The sequence below is a fragment of the Pedobacter sp. 22226 genome, assembly GCF_052045455.1.
Lineage (GTDB): Bacteria > Bacteroidota > Bacteroidia > Sphingobacteriales > Sphingobacteriaceae > Pedobacter > Pedobacter jeongneungensis.
The window spans coordinates 410,560-429,715 of sequence record NZ_JBQEPB010000005.1; the positions used below are offsets into that span (position 1 = coordinate 410,560).

General features: G+C 39.7%; 17 protein-coding genes. 14 read left to right on the forward strand and 3 right to left on the reverse strand.

Going from position 1 to position 19,156, the window contains the following annotated elements; all coding sequences use genetic code 11:
- Position 1: 1 nt before the first annotated feature.
- The gene (rlmF, locus tag ACTJKC_RS13900) at positions 2 to 967 is read left to right on the forward strand and encodes a 23S rRNA (adenine(1618)-N(6))-methyltransferase RlmF (protein ID WP_344852967.1); all 966 of its coding nucleotides are present in this window, start codon (positions 2 to 4) and stop codon (positions 965 to 967) included.
- A 269-nt stretch (positions 968 to 1,236) separates the two neighbouring features.
- Here rlmF and ACTJKC_RS13905 read toward each other — a convergent pair whose 3' ends face one another.
- Positions 1,237 to 1,662 (reverse strand): cupin domain-containing protein, encoded by a 426-nt coding sequence (locus ACTJKC_RS13905; protein ID WP_440792741.1) that lies wholly within the window; start codon positions 1,660 to 1,662, stop codon positions 1,237 to 1,239.
- Positions 1,663 to 1,977: 315 nt separating this feature from the next.
- Entirely contained in the window at positions 1,978 to 2,205 is a 228-nt protein-coding gene (locus tag ACTJKC_RS13910) for a hypothetical protein (RefSeq protein ID WP_440792743.1), read from the reverse strand.
- A gap of 15 nt (positions 2,206 to 2,220) precedes the next feature.
- Here ACTJKC_RS13910 and sucD point away from each other — a divergent pair, with 15 nt between their 5' ends.
- From sucD to fabG, 11 genes are all read left to right on the forward strand, one after another.
- A complete protein-coding gene (gene sucD / locus ACTJKC_RS13915; RefSeq protein WP_090501663.1) occupies positions 2,221 to 3,093 on the forward strand; it encodes a succinate--CoA ligase subunit alpha in 873 nt (290 codons plus the stop codon).
- Between the two features lie 189 nt (positions 3,094 to 3,282).
- Entirely contained in the window at positions 3,283 to 3,675 is a 393-nt protein-coding gene (locus tag ACTJKC_RS13920; RefSeq protein WP_344852969.1) for a GxxExxY protein, read from the forward strand.
- A gap of 240 nt (positions 3,676 to 3,915) precedes the next feature.
- Positions 3,916 to 4,419: a methionine-R-sulfoxide reductase gene (locus tag ACTJKC_RS13925; protein WP_113951018.1), complete on the forward strand. Its 504-nt coding sequence runs from the start codon at positions 3,916 to 3,918 to the stop codon at positions 4,417 to 4,419.
- Positions 4,420 to 4,563: 144 nt separating this feature from the next.
- Entirely contained in the window at positions 4,564 to 4,944 is a 381-nt protein-coding gene (locus ACTJKC_RS13930; RefSeq protein ID WP_344852970.1) for a septal ring lytic transglycosylase RlpA family protein, read from the forward strand.
- 453 nt (positions 4,945 to 5,397) lie between these two features.
- Positions 5,398 to 6,369 (forward strand): ribonucleoside-diphosphate reductase small subunit, encoded by a 972-nt coding sequence (locus tag ACTJKC_RS13935; RefSeq protein ID WP_025145778.1) that lies wholly within the window; start codon positions 5,398 to 5,400, stop codon positions 6,367 to 6,369.
- Positions 6,370 to 6,528: 159 nt separating this feature from the next.
- Entirely contained in the window at positions 6,529 to 8,913 is a 2,385-nt protein-coding gene (locus ACTJKC_RS13940; RefSeq protein ID WP_344852971.1) for a ribonucleoside-diphosphate reductase subunit alpha, read from the forward strand.
- Between the two features lie 241 nt (positions 8,914 to 9,154).
- Complete coding sequence (locus ACTJKC_RS13945) at positions 9,155 to 9,373, forward strand: cysteine-rich CWC family protein (RefSeq protein ID WP_344852972.1); 219 nt, start codon at positions 9,155 to 9,157, stop codon at positions 9,371 to 9,373.
- A gap of 516 nt (positions 9,374 to 9,889) precedes the next feature.
- Entirely contained in the window at positions 9,890 to 11,857 is a 1,968-nt protein-coding gene (locus tag ACTJKC_RS13950; RefSeq protein ID WP_440792748.1) for an SPFH domain-containing protein, read from the forward strand.
- 381 nt (positions 11,858 to 12,238) lie between these two features.
- Positions 12,239 to 13,114 carry a carbon-nitrogen hydrolase gene (locus tag ACTJKC_RS13955; RefSeq protein ID WP_344852974.1) on the forward strand — a complete coding sequence of 292 codons (876 nt, stop codon included), beginning with the start codon at positions 12,239 to 12,241 and terminating at the stop codon, positions 13,112 to 13,114.
- 157 nt (positions 13,115 to 13,271) lie between these two features.
- Positions 13,272 to 14,348: an agmatine deiminase family protein gene (locus ACTJKC_RS13960; RefSeq protein ID WP_440792750.1), complete on the forward strand. Its 1,077-nt coding sequence runs from the start codon at positions 13,272 to 13,274 to the stop codon at positions 14,346 to 14,348.
- 91 nt (positions 14,349 to 14,439) lie between these two features.
- Positions 14,440 to 15,183 carry a 3-oxoacyl-[acyl-carrier-protein] reductase gene (gene fabG / locus ACTJKC_RS13965; protein ID WP_113951028.1) on the forward strand — a complete coding sequence of 248 codons (744 nt, stop codon included), beginning with the start codon at positions 14,440 to 14,442 and terminating at the stop codon, positions 15,181 to 15,183.
- An 83-nt stretch (positions 15,184 to 15,266) separates the two neighbouring features.
- Here fabG and ACTJKC_RS13970 read toward each other — a convergent pair whose 3' ends face one another.
- Complete coding sequence (locus tag ACTJKC_RS13970) at positions 15,267 to 16,001, reverse strand: L,D-transpeptidase family protein (RefSeq protein ID WP_440792752.1); 735 nt, start codon at positions 15,999 to 16,001, stop codon at positions 15,267 to 15,269.
- A 222-nt stretch (positions 16,002 to 16,223) separates the two neighbouring features.
- Here ACTJKC_RS13970 and ACTJKC_RS13975 point away from each other — a divergent pair, with 222 nt between their 5' ends.
- Both ACTJKC_RS13975 and ACTJKC_RS13980 read left to right on the forward strand, forming a co-directional pair.
- Positions 16,224 to 18,308: a hypothetical protein gene (locus ACTJKC_RS13975; RefSeq protein WP_440792754.1), complete on the forward strand. Its 2,085-nt coding sequence runs from the start codon at positions 16,224 to 16,226 to the stop codon at positions 18,306 to 18,308.
- A gap of 201 nt (positions 18,309 to 18,509) precedes the next feature.
- Entirely contained in the window at positions 18,510 to 19,130 is a 621-nt protein-coding gene (locus ACTJKC_RS13980; protein ID WP_344852979.1) for a trimeric intracellular cation channel family protein, read from the forward strand.
- Positions 19,131 to 19,156 lie beyond the last annotated feature (26 nt).

Consider the following 19,156-nt stretch of genomic DNA (forward strand, 5'->3'; position numbering starts at 1 on the left):
ATTGGCTCAGGAAGAACAAAATAACCGCAAAGAAAAGAGCGAGTTACACCCACGCAACAAACACCGTTCGCGTTACAATTTCAAACAACTTATTGCAACTTCAAAAGATTTAAGACGTTTCGTTTTTAAAAACGAGCATAACGACGATTCTATCGATTTTGCCGATCAAAATGCCGTAAAAGCATTGAACAGGGCATTGTTAAAATATTTTTACGATATCCAGCAGTGGGATATTCCTGCTGATTTTCTTTGTCCGCCTATTCCGGGCAGGGCAGATTATATCCATTATGTAGCCGATCTGCTAGGATCGAGCAATAAAGGTAAAAGTCCGAAAGGCGCTAACATTAATGTGCTCGATATTGGTGTAGGTGCTAACTGCATTTACCCGATTATTGGTCACCAGGAATATGGCTGGAACTTTGTAGGTTCAGAAATAGATCCGCTTTCGGTCGAATCTGCAAGACGCATTATCGAAGCCAATAAACCATTGCAGGGTGCCATAGAAATTCGTCAGCAATCGTCAAAAATGGGTATTTTTAGAGGGATTGTGGGCAGAACAGAGCGTTTTGATGCGGTAGTTTGTAATCCACCTTTCCATTCTTCCTTAAAAGAAGCTGAGCAGGGTACCCGCCAGAAATGGCGCAACCTTGGGGGAAATGAAAAAGAAGTAAAACACGTATTAAACTTTGGTGGAAACAAAGCCGAACTCTGGTGCCCGGGCGGCGAACGTGCCTTTGTAGAGCAGATCATTATCCAGAGTGCACAAATCAAAAACCAGGTTTTATGGTTCAGCTCTCTCGTTTCTAAAAGTGCTAATCTGAAAAGTATTTATAATGCTTTGGTTAAGGCCGATGCTTTCGAAGTCCGTACGGTGCAAATGAGCCAGGGACAAAAAATAAGTCGTTTCGTAGCCTGGACTTTCCATGATGAAGCTGCACAGGCCGAGTGGGTAAAAGGATGGAAATAGTCCTGAGTCTGTAGTCGTGAGTCTGTAGTCAAATAGCGATCGTTTCAAAAAAGGTAATATAGTAAAGCCGGATTAATTTTAGTTCGGCTTTTTTATTTTGAAAAGAGTCGTCATTGCGAGGAGAAACGACGAAGCAATCTTTCCGGCTTGAGATCCTTGTCAGAAAGATTGCTTCGTTGGCTGAAAAAGCCGTCTCGCAATGACTACCGTTTTATTTGAGTCTGTCATTGGTAATTTATTTCAGTACCTAAAAAATTGATCATTACCCATTATTTCTTCTCATAAACAATCATAATCACCAGATCGTTATCTGCATTTGGTGCAATACCGTGCGAACTCCCCGGTCGGGTTAAAATCGCATCGCCCGGTTTAACAGCAAAAGTTTTTCCGTTCATTTGCATGGTACCATTTCCACTAATTACATAATAAATTTCATCTTCTTTTTGCAAATGGTAACCGATGGATGAGCCTGGTTTCAGGATTCTTTTCCTAAAAGCTGTTTTCAGGTTTTTGGCTTCGGTGAAAAAGTTAAAGCCAGTGGTTTTACCTCCGCCGTTGTGGGTTCCGGCTTCCTCTTTCGCTACTTCAACATCATTTTGAAGGATGTATTTTGTGGTGTCGCCATTTTGTGCCGATGCTTTAAACGAAATGAAGGTTGCAGTAATAACGATTAAAACTAATATGGATTTTCTCATTTTGATATGATTTAACTTTCCGCTCAGATCTTTATTCGCTCCGCACGAAAGGTAAATTTAAGCGTTTTACCCTGTTGTTGCCAAAAGCATCTGTATTTTGTTACTAAACCCGATCGAAGTGGTTCCGGTTCTTCATCGGAAAGAACGGAGAGCGGGACTGAAGCCCTCCAAGAGAACTAAGCTGTTCATTTCCTAATCCTGAGAGGTCGTGTTTTGATGTGAAAAGGAGCGGCTTGTAATCCTTGGTATGGGTTCCGTCCTGCCATCCACTATAGCTCCGATAGAAGAAATCGGAGGCTGCCGTTCCGGTCAGGTTTATACCGAAAGGTTCTGCCCCGATACAATCCCTAAAGCAATTTGTTCTTTATCGCTGTAATTACGCCTAGTGGTTTTTACTTTTACCTTTAGTTCACTTCTGTCTTTCGTCTTCCCGCTTTGGTCTTTCTCACTAAAGCAACGAATCATTACATTTTCCTGAAAAAACGGACTAAATAATATGGTTTTAGATTTGAATTCCAGTTCAATAATATTAGCTTTGCACAAAAAAAATATTGATACATGAGCGTTTTAGTAAATAAAGATTCTAAGGTTATCGTTCAGGGTTTTACCGGAAACGAAGGAACTTACCACGCTGAGCAGATGCTGGCCTATGGTACAAACGTAGTAGGTGGTGTAACGCCTGGCAAAGGTGGGCAATTGCATTTAGAAAAGCCTGTTTTTAACACTGTTAAAGATGCTGTTGATCAAACGGGTGCAAATGTATCTATCATTTTTGTGCCACCGGCTTTTGCTGCTGATGCAATTATGGAAGCTGCCGAAGGTGGTATTAAAGTGATTGTTTGTATTACCGAAGGTATCCCTACAAAGGATATGATTCAGGTTAAAGAATATATCGCAGATCGTGATGTTACCCTTATCGGCCCTAACTGCCCGGGTGTAATTACTGCTGATGAAGCTAAAATTGGTATCATGCCAGGTTTTATCTTCAAAAAAGGTCACGTAGGTGTGGTTTCTAAATCAGGAACTTTAACTTATGAGGCTGTAGATCAGGTGGTTAAAGCTGGTTTAGGTATCACTACAGCTATCGGTATCGGTGGCGACCCGATTATTGGAACCCCAACTGTAGAAGCAGTTAAATTATTAATGAACGACCCTGAAACGCACGGTATCATCATGATAGGTGAAATTGGTGGCGGAATGGAAGCTGAAGCAGCACGCTGGATCAAAGAACACGGTACTAAACCAGTTGTTGGTTTCATCGCTGGTCAAACTGCGCCTCCGGGACGTAGAATGGGCCACGCTGGTGCTATTGTTGGTGGTGCTGATGATACTGCAGCTGCTAAAATGAAAATTATGCGTGAGTGTGGTATCCGTGTAGTAGAAAGTCCTGCTGAAATCGGTGCTGCAATGGCAGAAGAATTAGCAAAATAAGATTTTAAAAATCTCTTTATAAAAAAGCGTTTCGATTAAGTTCGAAGCGCTTTTTGTTTTTACATGTTGCCGCCGAAACATAGTAGGAAAAAAGAAACAGTAAATTAGTTGCCACGGAAACACAGAAGCACTGAAATAAAAAATTGAAAAAAATCAGGAAATTAATTAGCTTGCTTAAAATTTTCATTTATGGATTATCAAATAAGACAAGGTAATCTTCCCTATAAAAATGAAACTGATTTAATTATTAATGCTGCAATTGAAGTTCATAAGGATTTGGGTTGTGGTTTTCTTGAGATTGTTTATAAGGATGCGCTTTGTATAGAATTTGAAAGCCGCGGATACTTTTATGAGAGAGAAAAGCATTATCCTGTTTACTATAAGGATATTTTACTCCCGCATAGTTTTTATGCTGATTTTATAGTTTTTGATACTGTAGTTTTAGAAATAAAATCAAAAAGTGGAGTAGCGAATGAAGATTTGGCTCAAACTATAAACTACTTGAAATGCTCGGAATGTAGCGTTGGCTTAGTATTAAACTTCGGTAAGCCCACTTTAGAAATAAGACGCGTTGTTTTCTAAATCATTTTCCGTGTCTTCCGAGCTTCCGTGGCAAAAAAAACTTTTGGTGCATACAAAATTTAAAAAACTTTCTGAGTCTTCTATGGCAAAGCAGCGATCTGTTTAATGATGGCACTTCCAGCATTTAGAAATTCAATACGCTCAACAGGAAACCTTATATTGATTATCATCCCTTTGTAAACACTCATACAAAGCACTAAACCAGTAAACCAAAACCACATCTATAGCGTATATTAACGTATGAAAACGATGTTAAATAAACTATTTTTGATTTCTGCTGTTGTTTTAATTACAGGTCTTTCTGCCTGTGCTCAGAAACAGGATAAAGAAGCTGCAAAACAACCGAAGGAAACAGAACAAATTATACCAAAGAAAAAAATGAACTGGAATCCATTAACACCCGAAGAAGAAAGAGTAATTGTAAATAAAGGTACCGAATATCCTGGTACAGGTAAATACGAACATACAACAGATAAAGGAACTTATACCTGCAAACGTTGTAATGCTGCACTATACCGTTCTGAAAGTAAGTTTGATGCGCACTGCGGATGGCCGGCTTTCGACGATGAAATTAAAGGTGCTGTAAAACGTATTCCTGATGCCGATGGATCGCGTACAGAAATCGTTTGCGCCAATTGCGGCGCGCATCTTGGTCACGTATTTTTAGGCGAAGGATTTACCAATAAAGACACCCGTCATTGTGTAAATTCCATCTCTATGAATTTCGTGCCAGATCAAAAATAAGGTGGGTATAGTTGGGTTAGGTAGAGGCGTACGGCGATAAGCTGTACGCCTTTTTTAATGCACAAAATCAGGCTGTTTTTTCACAAATTATTGATTATAAACTAAATGCTTATATTTGCAGGCTCGATAAAGAAAATTTAGCCTATGAAGTATCTTCTGTTATTAAGTTTTTGTTTTCTGTTTCTGCAGGTCAAAGCACAAAATCCCGACACATCAAATGAGCCGGATAGTATCAAAAAAACAGTTCTCGCTACTTATTATCACAGAAAATTCGAAGGCCGCCGTACCACCAGCGGCGCCAAATACCGGGCAAAAAAACTTACGGCCGCCCACCGCTCTTTGCCAATGGGTACCCTGGTAACTGTAACCAATCCCGATAACGGAAAATCAGTAATAGTAAAGGTAAACGACCGTGGCCCATACTCCAAAAAACTCGCTATTGATCTTTCAGAACGTGCTGCGAAACAGATCGGCATCTACCGTAAAGGAATTGCTAAAGTTAGCCTCAGTTATACGGTTGAATAATACTCTTTCAGGCTCTATCTCAGACCTGTTATATTCCTAAAATTTAAGTTATTAACACTCTTTTTTGTTTGTTAAACCCTTTAAAAGAAACGATTAGCTTTTTTTTCGCTTGAAAATGATATTTAGCTGATCGTTTTTCCCCAGCAATCACACAGGGTGTTAACAACTTTGGTTCACAAAAAAGACCCGCCGTACATATATTTGTTTAACAAAGTTCTTTAACTTCTTGCGCCTGAAAACAAATATAAAAGCTTAGTTTTTAGTAATTTATACGTACATCATCCCGATTGTAATTTTAAATTCCCTAACTAAAAACTCAGTTGTTTGCTAGGCAATAGGGTTAGCACTTTCACAACAGCGTTTTGATAAAAGACATTACAATCATCATATAAAATTGATGGATGCGTGTCTTCGTCGGCTCTGTTAAAAAAATTGAATTAAAAACATCAGCGTATGGAACAGGAATTATTACTACAAGAAAACAAAGACCGATTTGTGCTTTTGCCGATTAAATACCCGGCAATTTGGGAAATGTATAAAAAGACCGAAGCTAGTTTTTGGACTGCAGAAGAGATTGATCTTTCTGATGATCAGAAACACTGGGATAATTTGAATGACGGCGAAAGACATTTCATTTCTCACATTCTTGCTTTCTTTTCTGCTAGTGATGGTATTGTGAACGAAAACCTTGCAGTAAACTTCATGAGTGAGGTGCAATTGCCGGAAGCACGTTGTTTTTATGGTTTCCAGATTATGATGGAGAACATCCATGCCGAAACCTACGCCCTGTTAATCGATACTTATATTAAGGATCCTGAAGAAAAAGATCGTTTGTTCCATGCCATTGATACTGTACCTGCAGTAAAAAGAAAAGCAGAATGGGCTTTACGCTGGATCGAAAACGGAACTTTTGCAGAACGTTTAGTCGCTTTTGCTGCGGTAGAAGGTATTTTCTTCAGCGGAAGTTTTTGCTCTATCTTCTGGTTAAAGAAACGTGGCTTAATGCCGGGATTAACTTTCAGTAACGAGCTGATTTCAAGAGATGAAGGTTCGCACTGCGAATTTGCTTGTTTGTTGTACAGTATGTTGAGCAATAAATTAAGCGAAGAAGCTGTTCACGGAATTATCAGCGATGCAGTAGAAATCGAAAAAGAATTTATTACCGATGCCTTACCGGTGGCGCTGATTGGTATGAATGCAAAGTTAATGAGTCAGTATATCGAGTTTGTGGCCGACAGGTGGTTACAGGAATTAGGTTACAAAAAAATCTATAATGCAACCAATCCGTTCGATTTTATGGAAATGATTTCATTGCAGGGTAAAACTAATTTCTTCGAAAAACGTGTAGGCGATTATCAAAAAAGCGGTGTATTAACCTCTGCTGATAATAATAAACAGGCGTTTTCTTTAGACGAAGACTTCTAGGTAGAATTTTGAATTGGTGAATGATGGAAGGAGTGAATGCTTTTTCATCAGTAGAAAAAATAAATAATTACAATGAATAGAGCCAGGGTGATGGGCGAATTAACATTCTCTTATTCAACTCACTCATTCAACCTTAATAAAACTTAAATCTCATAAAATATGTTCGTACTAAAAAGAGATGGCCGCAAAGAAGCGGTGCAATTTGACAAAATCACGGCCCGTATTCAAAAGCTGTGCTACAGTTTAAATTCAGACCTTGTAGACCCGATTGATGTGGCCAAGAAGGTAATCGAAGGTTTATATGATGGGGTTACTACATCAGAGCTGGATAACCTTGCTGCAGAAACGGCGGCATCGTTAACAACCAAGCACCCTGATTATGCTTTGCTGGCATCGCGTATCGCGGTTTCCAACCTGCATAAAAACACCACTAAATCATTCTCGGGTACGATGAAAATGTTGTACGAATATTTCGACCCGAAAGCGCAGAAAGCAGCTCCGCTTATCGCTGATGATGTTTATGAGATTATAGAAAAAAACAAGGATATTTTAGATAGCTCTATCATTTACGACCGCGATTTCGGTTTCGATTATTTCGGTTTTAAAACTTTAGAAAAATCATACCTGTTAAAAGTTAACGGTCAGATTGTAGAGCGCCCGCAGCATTTGTTTATGCGTGTTTCTGTCGGTATCCACAAAGAAGATATCGAAAGTGCAATCAAAACCTATAACTTAATGAGCGAGCGTTGGTTTACACATGCTACACCAACTTTATTCAATGCCGCTACACCAAAACCTCAAATGTCGTCGTGTTTCTTGTTAACCATGCAGGATGACAGCATCGAGGGAATTTACGATACATTAAAGCAAACTGCTAAAATTTCGCAAAGTGCAGGTGGTATCGGTTTAAGCATCCACAATATCCGTGCAACAGGATCGTACATCGGTGGTACAAACGGTACAAGTAACGGCATTATCCCAATGTTACGTGTATTTAACGATACCGCCCGTTATGTAGATCAGGGTGGAGGTAAACGTAAAGGTGCCTTTGCCATTTATTTAGAGCCCTGGCATGCAGATGTTTTCGAATTCTTAGATCTTCGTAAAAACCACGGTAAAGAAGAAATGCGTGCGCGCGATTTGTTCTATGCCCTTTGGATTAACGATTTGTTTATGCAACGTGTTAAAGATAATGGCGACTGGACCTTATTCTGCCCGCACGAAGCACCAGGTTTGGCCGATTGTTTCGGTAAAGAATTTGAAGAACTTTATACCAAATACGAAGCTGAAGGCCGTGGCCGTAGAACTGTTAAAGCCCAGGAACTTTGGTTTGCCATCTTAGATTCGCAAATCGAAACTGGTACACCTTATATGTTGTTTAAAGATGCAGCGAACAGCAAATCTAACCAGCAGAACTTAGGTACCATTAAAAGTTCTAACCTGTGTACAGAGATTATTGAGTACACTTCTAAAGATGAGGTTGCAGTTTGTAACTTAGCTTCTTTAGCATTACCTCGTTTCGTAATCAACGGTGCTTTCGATCACCAGAAATTATATGATGTAACCTATCAGGCTACTTTAAACCTGAACAAGATCATCGATCATAACTATTATCCGGTACAGGAAGCCGAAAATTCAAACATGCGTCACCGTCCGGTTGGTTTAGGTGTACAAGGTTTGGCTGATGCTTTTATCTTAATGCGTTTACCTTTCGAAAGTGATGAAGCTAAACGTTTAAATAAGGATATTTTCGAAACCATTTATTTCGCTTCAATGACTGCTTCGCACGATTTGGCTGTGAAAAATGGTCCTTACCAAACTTTTAAAGGTTCTCCTTTATCAAAAGGTAAATTCCAGTTCGACTTATGGAACGTAACACCAGATAGCGGCCGTTGGGATTGGGATGCATTACGCAAAAAAGTAGTTAAAGATGGTGTGTACAACTCATTATTAGTTGCGCCAATGCCAACTGCATCTACTTCGCAGATTCTAGGTAACAACGAATGTTTCGAGCCCTATACTTCAAACATTTATACCCGCCGAGTATTAAGCGGAGAGTTTGTGGTGGTAAATAAACACTTATTGAAAGATTTAGTAGCCCTTGGTTTATGGAACAACGATATGAAAAACCAGATCATATTGGCTAACGGTTCAATCCAGGCTATTGATGCTATTCCTGATTACATTAAAGAATTGTACAAAACTGTTTGGGAAATCAAGATGCGTAACATCATCGATATGGCTGCAGATCGTGGTGCCTATATCTGCCAGTCGCAATCGTTAAACTTGTTTGTAAACGCACCAAATACTTCAAAATTAACTTCAATGCACTTCTATGCATGGGAAAAAGGTTTGAAAACCGGTATGTATTACCTACGTACGCAGGCAGCTTCTCAAGCGGTTAAATTTACGGTAGAGAACCAAGGTGGTAAAGCGATTGAAGCGGTTATTCCTGCTGAAATGACACAAGATCAGGTTGCAGAAGAAATCGTTGACGGACCAGTTTGTTCAATGGAAGAAGGTTGCATTAGCTGTTCTGGTTAAGCTTAAAGACAGAAAGATCAAAGCGAAAAGCCTGCATCATCTCGTCATTGCGAGGCACGAAGCAATCTTAATGCGATAGTTGTTCTTCTCATCATAAAGCAATAAAATAGATAAGGTTTTGGGCAAACGCTCAAAACCTTATTTTTTGTTTATATTTTTGTATTAGTTCAGTAGTTCATTCGTCATTGGTAGATTAGTTTCTAAAGCGCCAAACACCAATGAACTAATGACGAATGAACCGATGAACACTCTAAAACATAGCAAACACGAAATCATTCCCTGCGAAAGATGCGGAACAGCTATTGAGTGCAAGGCAAATTCTTACACCAAATGCCAATGCAGCGTGGTGCAGCTCAGCATCAACGAAGTACAATACATTTCAGAACTCTATGATGGATGCCTTTGCGCCAAATGCCTTTTCGAATTACAGCAGGAGTATAGAGAAGAAATCGGGGTTTAATCTTTGCGTTTTCTTGGTAAAATAATTTGAAAAGCAGGTTTCTGTGTTTTTCGGTGGGCTTCGGTCCCGCTTTCCCTTCTGCCCCGATAAAAAAATCGGGGGCATCCGTCCAATCGGGTTTATTATATTCAGGTGCCGTGCTTTTTTTTAAAGGTTTTAGTTGTGCCTAAATCTAAATATTGTCTCCCAATCAGGTCAATTTCGTAGGTCTAAAAAAGGACAGATTTTACCCGTTAATTGTTAATTGTACAATTAAAATTTCTGCAGATATAGATCAAAACTAAAAAGGTCGTTTTTCAGTATTTATAAGCATTCAGGTAAGTGAAACCCAAAAATGTCATCTGCAGTTCGCATCCCTTAAATTGTTTATCTCAATGCTTCTTTCAGGCCTTAAAATCAATAAAAAATAGTTTAAAAATAAGTGTTAAAAATGGTAACAATGCATACAATTTGATGTCAATGTAGTGCTTGATAAATGGTTTATCAGGTTAAAAAAACAGAAAAATACAAAACGTTATGGAAGCGCTCATTTCTAATTACTGGTGGGTTTTAGTGGCACTGTTGTGCGCAGTTTTATACAAATATATTTTACGTTTCTTATTCGGGATGGTCATCGTACCCGAAGACAGGATCGGTTTGATTACCAAAAAATTCGTGCTCTTCGGTTCAGCAAAAGAATTGCCCGATGGCCGCATTATCGCGGTTAAAGGCGAAGCTGGTTTCCAGGGAAAAACACTGGCGCCGGGATTGTATTTCGGGATGTGGTTCTGGCAGTACAGTGTAACCATGGAACAGTTTACCATTATCCCGGAAGGAAAAATCGGATTGATTATGGCCAAAGATGGATCAGAAATTCCTACGGGAAATATTCTCGGACAAAAAGTAGAATCTGATAACTTTCAGGATGCCGTAAAGTTTCTCGAAAACGGCGGTCAAAGGGGAAGGCAAACTTCTTATATCACCTCGGGTTCCTATCGTATCAACACCATGCTCTTTCAGGTTTCGGTTACTGATATGATCCGCATCCAGGAAAGCATGGTGGGCATTGTAACCACATTGGATGGTTTACCGATTGAGGCGAACCAGATTGCCGGTAAAATGGTTGAGGGGCACAACAATTTCCAGGATTTTGATGCCTTTATCAAACTGGGTGGTAACCGTGGTTTGCAGCCGCAGGTAATTCTGGCAGGTTCTTATAACCTCAATCCCTGGGCTGTTCAATTGGAAGAAATCCCGATGATGGAAATAGCCATTGGTTATGTAGGCGTAGTGATCTCATTTATCGGGCAGGAAGGGAACGATTTAACCGGAGCCGACTTTAAACACGGTAATATTGTTGGTAAAGGATCTAAAGGCGTTTGGTTAGAACCACTTGGTCCTGGTAAATATCCGATTAACAAATACATTATGAAGGTAGAACTGGTGCCTACAACCAATCTGGTGCTAAACTGGGCATCGGCAAGGAGTGAGGCGCACAACCTGGATAAAAACTTATCAACCATTACCGTACGTTCGAGAGATGGTTTCCCGTTTAATCTGGATGTGGCGCAAATTATCCACGTACCTACAACAGAAGCGCCAAAAGTAATTGCCCGCTTTGGTAATATGGTCAATCTCGTTTCGCAGGTTTTAGAGCCAACAATTGGTAACTATTTCCGTAACTCGGCGCAGGGAAGCGATGTAATTGCTTTCTTAAGTACCCGTAAAGAGCGTCAGGAATCGGCTAAAGAGCACATCCGTAAAGTGCTTGATGAATATAACGTAAATGCCGTTGATACACTAATTGGTGATATTGTTCCGCCAGAATCGTTAATGAAAACCCTAACCGACCGTAAAATTGCGGAAGAACAAAAAGTTACTTACGAAACCCAGAAACAGGCACAGGAAACGCGCCAGGGGATGGAGAAAGAAACTGCCATTGCCGATATGCAAAAGGATATTGTGAAAGCACAACAAAGTGTAGAGATTGCCGAACGTACTGCAAGTGCAACGGTGAAAAAATCAGAAGGTGATGCCGCAGGTGTAAAATTAGCCGTTGGTGCAGAAGCCGAAGCCACAAAAATGAGGGCCCATGCCGAAGCAGAGGCCACCAAAGCAAGGGCACAGGCCGATTCGGAAGCCATTAAGTTAAAGGCTTCAGCAGAGGCAGAGCAGATTTCGTTAACCGGTAGTGCCGAAGCAGGTAAAATTCTGGCTGTAGGTAAATCAACTGCCGAGGCTTACGAACTTGCGGTTAAAGCTTTGGGTGGCGAAAACTTTACCCGTTATAAAATCACCGAGGAACTATCAAAAGGCAATGTAAAACTGATCCCTGATGTGCTTATTGGTGGCAATGGCGGTAATCATGGCGGCTCAGCAATGGACGGCTTACTGGGGCTTAAATTAATGGAATTAATGGATCCCGAAAAACGTAAAGAAGTGGTTGCCGTTGCAGAAATTGTAGAAACAAAACCAAAACCTAAAAAGGATAATATTAATCCATAATAGATTTTAATTAATTGGAAGGCCTCAGCGTTAGTTGGGGCTTTTTGTTTTGCTATTGTTTATTCTTAACCCGCATTATCGTCATTTCGAGCGGAGTGCAATGAAGCCGAGAAATCTGTCTCGAGATAGATCTCTCCGCTCCACTGCGTTTCGGTCGAGATGACGACCCTTTTTGTCTTTATACCTTAATCCTTTTTAGTAACTTTGCAGCCAGATTGAGAATGGTAGAATTTTGAATGATTGATTTTTGAATGACTGGGTTTTGAATGACTGAGTTTTGAATAAAGTGAATGGCTATACTTTGAGCAGTTCAATTATTCCATCATTTTCTCATTTAATCATTAGTCATTCCATCACTCGCTCATGAAATAATTTTAAAAAATGAAGAAAGTTAATGTTGGCCTGGTGCAGATGAGCTGTACTAAAGATAAGCAGGAAAATTTAGATAAAGCGATTGCGAAAGTAAGGGAAGCAGCAGCAAAAGGTGCACAGATTGTATGTTTGCAGGAGCTTTTTACTTCGCTGTATTTCTGCGATGTTGAAGATTATGATAATTTTGATCTGGCAGAAGCTATTCCCGGTCCGTCAACTGATGCGTTGCAGGTTGTAGCCAAAGAATTGGGTGTGGTAATTATAGCTTCACTTTTCGAAAAACGTGCTGAAGGTTTGTACCACAATACTACTGCAGTTTTAGATGCCGATGGTTCATATTTGGGTAAATACCGCAAAATGCATATTCCTGATGACCCCGCTTTTTACGAAAAATTCTACTTTACACCAGGCGATTTGGGCTATAAAGTTTTCCAGACTAAATTCGCAAAAATCGGCATTTTGATCTGTTGGGATCAATGGTATCCCGAAGCGTCACGTATCACAGCTTTAATGGGGGCTGATATTATGTTTTATCCAACTGCAATTGGCTGGGCAACAGATCAGGATGAAGAAACCAATCAGGATCAATACAATGCGTGGCAAACCATTCAGCGCTCGCATGCAGTGGCAAACGGTGTACCTGTTGTAAGCGTAAACCGTGTAGGTTTTGAGCAGGATGGTGCCATGAAATTCTGGGGCGGAAGTTTCGCCACAAACGGACAAGGAAAATTACTTTATCTGGCTTCACACGATCAGGAAGAAACGGAAGTGGTTGAACTGGATTTATCAGAATCTGATTTCTTCCGTAAACACTGGCCTTTTTTAAGAGACAGAAGGATCGATTCTTATCAACCGATCACAAAAAGATATATTGACGGGGATTAAGCAGAAAGGTTAAAGACCAAAGCTTCAAACGCCGAAATCGTCATTTCGAGCGAAGTGCAACGCAGTCGAGAAATCTATCAGAGATTCCTCCGTTCAGCCATGCTTCAGTAGAGATGACGATAATCCAATGTGAAACTTTAAATTATAGACTTAACGAATGTCAAACTTCCCTCCTAAAAAAGATTTAAATATCAATCAATTCGATTATTCACCTAAGAAACAAGGTTATGCTTTTCCTGCCGAATGGGCTAAACATGAGGCAACCTGGCTTAGCTGGCCGCATAAAGAAGCATCATGGCCGGGTAAAATCGAGACTATTTATAAACCTTATTGTCAGTTTATTAAAGCTGTTGCTGAGGGTGAAAAAGTGCGCATCAATGTGAAAGATGAGGAAATGAAAGCTTTCGCCATTGCTGAATTAATAAAAGTTGATGCCGATTTAAGTCAGGTTGAGTTTTATTTCAACGAAACCAACGATGCCTGGTGCCGCGATCATGGTCCGGCATTTGTACTTAAAGGGAACGAAAAAGCAGTGGTAGACTGGGGCTACAATGCATGGGGTGGTAAATATCCTCCATTCGACCTTGACGATGTTGTACCAACAAAAATTGCCAAACATTTCGATCTGCCTTTATTCGCACCTGATATTGTAATGGAAGGTGGTTCGGTAGAATTTAATGGTGCCGGAACAGTTTTAACTACCACAGCTTGTTTGTTAAACGAGAACCGTAATCCACATTTAACAAAAGAACAAATTGAGCAATATTTGCTGGAGTATTATGGACAGGATCAGGTTTTATGGTTGGGCGATGGTATTGTTGGCGATGATACCGATGGCCATATTGATGATATTACCCGTTTCGTAAACGAAGATACCGTTTTAACCGTTGTAGAAAGTAATCCTTTGGATGAAAACTATGTACTACTGCAGGAAAACCTCGAAGCGTTGAAAGCAATGAAACTGAAGGACGGCAGAGCATTAAACATTATTGAATTGCCAATGCCATCACCGGTAATTTATGACGATACCCGTTTACCGGCATCTTACGCTAACTTTTACATTGCCAATGCAGCGGTAATTGTTCCGGTTTTTGACGATGTGAACGACCAAAAAGCTTTGGATATTATTCAGGGCTGTTTTCCGGATCGCAAGGTGATCGGTATCAATTCAGTAGATATTATCTGGGGACTGGGTAGTTTCCATTGTTTAAGTCAGCAGGAACCAGCTGTTTAGTCCTTAGTCGTTAGTCAAAAGTCATTAGTCAATTTGGTTTTTAGTATTAACTTTACAACATTAAAACATTTCAATTTTACAACATTTCACAATGAAATTACTAGAAGGAAAAACAGCATTAATTACAGGTGCATCAAAAGGGATCGGCCGTAAAATAGCTGAAAAATTTGCCGAGCAGGGCGCTAATGTAGCTTTTACATATTTATCATCAGTAGAAAAAGGTGAGGCTTTAGAGCAGGAATTACAAAGCTTCGGGACGAAAGTTAAAGGTTACCGTTCTGATGCTTCTAAATTTGCTGAAGCAGAGCAATTGATCAACGATATCGTTGCCGAATTCGGTACCATTGATATTGTAGTAAACAATGCCGGTATTACCAAAGATGGTTTATTGATGCGCATGAGCGAAGAAAACTGGGACGATGTGATCAACATTAACCTGAAATCGATCTTCAATGTAACCAAAGCTGCTTCCAAAGTAATGATGAAAGCTCGTAAAGGTGTATTTATCAACATGAGTTCGGTTGTGGGCGTTACCGGTAATGCTGGTCAGGCCAACTATGCGGCTTCGAAAGCTGGTATTATTGGTTTTACAAAATCGGTGGCTAAAGAGTTGGGTTCGAGAAATATCCGTGCCAATGTAGTAGCTCCGGGTTTTATCCGTACCGAAATGACCGAAGTTTTAGATCCAAAAGTGGTTGAAGGCTGGGAAAAGGATATTCCTTTAAAACGTGCCGGAGAAACTGAAGATATCGCCAATGTTTGCGTGTTTTTAGCTTCTGATATGAGCGCTTACGTAACCGGACAAACTTTGTCTGTTTGCGGCGGGATGCTTTAAGAGGGTTAAGGGATTGAAAGGTTGGAAGGTTGAAAGGTTTTGGGCTCAGAACATTGCAACTTTCCAACCTTTTAACTTTCCAACTATTTTACAACATATTTCCCTTTCACCTCGGTAACATCCGGTTGGGTTTTATTCTTCTCAAAAGCCAAATATCCGGCCTGTAACGATTTCCAAAAGGTTGCTTGCTCCGGGAATTGAGCAATGTACTTTTTCATATTTCTATCCGTCATTTTGAAAGGATAAATGTTAACCGGAATCTTTTCCTGACCGGCATTTCTGGCTTCAACGCCTAAAATATATACTTCCTTAATTTTTTCATCCGTTAAAGGGATGCAGCCTACGGTTACACAATTGCCATGAATATAAATATCGCTTCCGGGCTTTCTGTCTTTTCCCGTCCGGGCGTAATCTACCGTGTTGGGATAATTCACACCTAAGGACAAATGAAAATTACTCATCGGGTTGAAAACGTTCACGTAATAAAATCCTTCTGGTGTTTGTCCGTCTCCTTCAAATACCTTCGGACCAATGGTGCCAGAATGCGCACAGAAATCGTATGTTCTGAATAAAGAATAGGTTTTTGCCGAATTGTTCTTTAACCAGATTTCGAGCTTGCCTTCTGTTTTATAAGCATTGATTACCATCGAAAACTGATCGCCATATCCGCCTGCCTCAACAAATTTTCTCAATGTTTCCCATTTTTCATGGTATGCCTTTTCTACCCTTTCAAATTTAATCTGGGTGGCTTTAAAATTGTTTTGGGCATTCACCATAAGGCTCAGGGATAGCAAAAATGTTAAACAGGTTAATTTCATAGAGATTGATTTGGTTAAAACTAACGAATTTATACTAATATTTAATCTTCAACATGTAACATGGCAAAGTGCAAAGCGTTTTGCGCATGGCATTGATTGGCAGAATGCCTATAGCCATCAACCATCAATCTGTGCAATTTGAACGAACCAATGACCAATGACGAATGAACCAATTAACAAAAGGCCTTGAAAATTTCCCTAAAATTACCATCTTTATGAATTATGACTGGTTTTTTTTCGGGTGCTTCTATTTTGTCTTTTCTAGGTTGCCTGGCTTTGGGCGTGCTGTACGCCTGGCTGCTTTATCGTGGTAACAAAAATCTGGATAAAAAACTTCAGTATGGTTTAACAGCATTACGGATTATCGTGGTGGCCACTATTGCCTGGTTAATATTTGCGCCGCTGATTAAAACCTTAAATTATACTTTAGATAAACCTGTCATCATTATCGGGCAGGATAATTCCCTGTCAGTTGGTCAGGTTAAAGCTGCTGGTTTCGACCAAAAGTTATATGAACGAAACCTTAAAACATTACAGGATAAGCTATCAAATAAATACGAAGTAAAAGTACTTCATTTTGGCGATCGGGTTGCTGATGGTTTCGACTTTAAGAATCAGGGAAAATTAACGGATGCAGCTGCCTTTTTTCAAAAAGTGAGGGATGAATATACCAACCGGAATGTTGGCGCCATTATTTTAGCAACCGACGGTATTTTTAACCATGGTGGAAATCCGCTTTACAGCATCAACCAGATCAATGCACCGGTTTATTCCATTGCTTTGGGCGATAGTATCCCAAAGCGTGATGTGTTGATTTCAAATGTCAATTACAATAACATTGTGTACCTGGATGATGATTTTACGATCGAAGTTCAGGTGCAGGCCTTCCAGAGTGACGGAGAAAACACTTCTCTAACAGTAAGTCAGAATGATGCAAAAATCGAACAACAAAATATAGCTGTTAATGGAAATTCGTTTGTTAAAACGGTTCCGGTAAAAATCCATGCGGGCAAAATTGGTGTTCAAAAATATACCGTTCAGCTGGGTGCTTTACCAAATGAAATTACGACAAGGAATAACGTTCAGACTTTCTATGTTGAGGTTATTGACGGACGGCAGAAAGTATTGTTAGCTGCAGCTGCACCACATCCTGATTTAAGCGTGTTAAAAGAGGCTATTTCACTCAATAAACATTACGAATCTAAACTTGCACTCGCGGATGATTTAAACGCAACAGATCCCTCCAAATTTGATTTGATTGTATTGTATCAATTGCCCGATGTTCAGAACCTGTCAACTGCCTTTCTCAAGAAGTTGACAGGCTTAAAAAAACCGATCTGGTATATTTTGGGTGGACAGAGCAATGTAAATGCTTTTAACCAGATTCAAAATCAGGTGAATCTAAGCTCTACCAATGGATCTGTACAGGAGGTATATGCAGATTTTGCCAATGGATTTACAAGTTTTAACCTTAGCGACGAAGATAAAAAGCAGTTTTCGGCCTTCGATCCGTTATTAAGTCCATTTGGCAGATTAACCGTAAACGCGGGTACCACGCCGGTTTTTAACCAACGTATAGGCAAAGTAAGCACACAACAGCCATTGTTATTTTTTGCAAACGAAAATGGTACAAAAACAGGTTATCTGATGGGAGAGGGGCTGTGGCGCTGGAAACTTTCGGAAGCAGAAAATGAAAATAACCAGTCGGTTTTAAACGACCTGATTTCAAAAACAGTTCAATATTTATCTGTTAAAGATGATAAGCGAAGGTTTAAGGTTTTTACCTCTAAATCGGCTTATGATGAAAATGAAGCCATCCAGTTTAATGGCACACTTTATAATGATAGTTATCAGCCTGTAAATGAAGCAGAGGTAAAACTTCAGGTAAAAAATGAAGCTGGAAAAGTATTTAATTATATCTTCTCCAAAACCGAAAACGGCTATCAATTGGATGCCGGAACGATGCCTGCCGGTAATTATTCTTACCTGGCCAATACAGAGCTTGGGGGAAAGAAATTTACCGCATCAGGAAGTTTTTATGTCAATGCGCTGATTGCAGAATATCAGCAAACAACTGCCAATCACCAGCTTTTAAATACCATTTCCAAACAGAGCAACGGCAAACTCTTTATGCCCGAAAACCTGCTTAAAATAGCCGATGAAATTGTCAAAAATGAGAACATAAAAACCATCAGTTATGAAGACCGAAAATACGACGAATTGATTAATATGAAATGGTTGTTTGGTTTAGTGCTGATTTTACTGGGTACAGAGTGGTTTTTGAGAAAACGTAATGGCGAATTGTAATGTAAAATGTAAGGAGGTAAGATGGATGATGTATTAATCCAATTTCAGTTCACAATATACCTTTAAAAGATCACTTAAAAACACTATTTATTCCAAATCGTCGTCCTGAATTTATTTCAGGATCTTAGTAATAGCTTATATTCAATTAACTTCGAAAGTGCTAGATGATAACATCCGGCACCAAGAATAGATAAAAACGCAATGCAGCACTACAACATTTCTACTTCAGAAGTTATTGAGGTTTTAGGAACCATTGCTTTTGCTATATCTGGTACTTTTACCGCAATGCAGCGTAAGCTTGATCCATTCGGCGTACTTATAATCGCTTTCGTTACCTCAATTGGTGGTGGTACAGTTCGAGATTTGTTAATTGGCGATACCCCGGTTGCCTGGATGCGTGACATGCAAACCTGCCTAATCATTTTATTCACGGCATTGGCAACTATGTTTTTTAAAACGCACGTGCAGAAAATGAAAATCACGTTGTTTTTGTTTGACAGCTTAGGTCTTGGCTTATTTACTATGGTTGGATTATTAAAAGGGATCACTTTTGGTTTAAATCCGGGTATATGTATTGCGTTGGGTACCATTACAGGTTGCTTTGGAGGAATTATTAGAGATACATTGCTCAACACGATACCTCTGGTATTCAGGAGGGAAATTTATGCCACAGCCTGTATATTTGGTGGTTTGTTGTATTATTTATTGGTATGGTTAAATGTGGAGAGCGTGGTGGCAAAACTTTCGGTAGTGGCTTTTATTTTCGTTTTGCGTATCATCGTGGTGAGGTTTAAACTTTCTCTGCCAAAATTTGAGTATTAGGAATGGGTTAACTGTATAAATTGTTT

What these genes read in the sequence shown, in the direction of transcription:
- ACTJKC_RS13960 (WP_440792750.1), top strand. Translation starts at nt 13,272, where the DNA reads ATGTCAAACTTCCCTCCTAAAAAAGATTTAAATATCAATCAATTCGAT.
- ACTJKC_RS13955 (WP_344852974.1), top strand. Translation starts at nt 12,239, where the DNA reads ATGAAGAAAGTTAATGTTGGCCTGGTGCAGATGAGCTGTACTAAAGAT.
- ACTJKC_RS13925 (WP_113951018.1), top strand. Translation starts at nt 3,916, where the DNA reads ATGAAAACGATGTTAAATAAACTATTTTTGATTTCTGCTGTTGTTTTA.
- sucD (WP_090501663.1), top strand. Translation starts at nt 2,221, where the DNA reads ATGAGCGTTTTAGTAAATAAAGATTCTAAGGTTATCGTTCAGGGTTTT.
- ACTJKC_RS13980 (WP_344852979.1), top strand. Translation starts at nt 18,510, where the DNA reads ATGCAGCACTACAACATTTCTACTTCAGAAGTTATTGAGGTTTTAGGA.
- fabG (WP_113951028.1), top strand. Translation starts at nt 14,440, where the DNA reads ATGAAATTACTAGAAGGAAAAACAGCATTAATTACAGGTGCATCAAAA.
- ACTJKC_RS13930 (WP_344852970.1), top strand. Translation starts at nt 4,564, where the DNA reads ATGAAGTATCTTCTGTTATTAAGTTTTTGTTTTCTGTTTCTGCAGGTC.
- ACTJKC_RS13940 (WP_344852971.1), top strand. Translation starts at nt 6,529, where the DNA reads ATGTTCGTACTAAAAAGAGATGGCCGCAAAGAAGCGGTGCAATTTGAC.
- ACTJKC_RS13950 (WP_440792748.1), top strand. Translation starts at nt 9,890, where the DNA reads ATGGAAGCGCTCATTTCTAATTACTGGTGGGTTTTAGTGGCACTGTTG.
- ACTJKC_RS13970 (WP_440792752.1), bottom strand. Translation starts at nt 16,001, where the DNA reads ATGAAATTAACCTGTTTAACATTTTTGCTATCCCTGAGCCTTATGGTG.
- ACTJKC_RS13945 (WP_344852972.1), top strand. Translation starts at nt 9,155, where the DNA reads ATGAACACTCTAAAACATAGCAAACACGAAATCATTCCCTGCGAAAGA.
- ACTJKC_RS13935 (WP_025145778.1), top strand. Translation starts at nt 5,398, where the DNA reads ATGGAACAGGAATTATTACTACAAGAAAACAAAGACCGATTTGTGCTT.
- ACTJKC_RS13920 (WP_344852969.1), top strand. Translation starts at nt 3,283, where the DNA reads ATGGATTATCAAATAAGACAAGGTAATCTTCCCTATAAAAATGAAACT.
- ACTJKC_RS13975 (WP_440792754.1), top strand. Translation starts at nt 16,224, where the DNA reads ATGACTGGTTTTTTTTCGGGTGCTTCTATTTTGTCTTTTCTAGGTTGC.
- ACTJKC_RS13905 (WP_440792741.1), bottom strand. Translation starts at nt 1,662, where the DNA reads ATGAGAAAATCCATATTAGTTTTAATCGTTATTACTGCAACCTTCATT.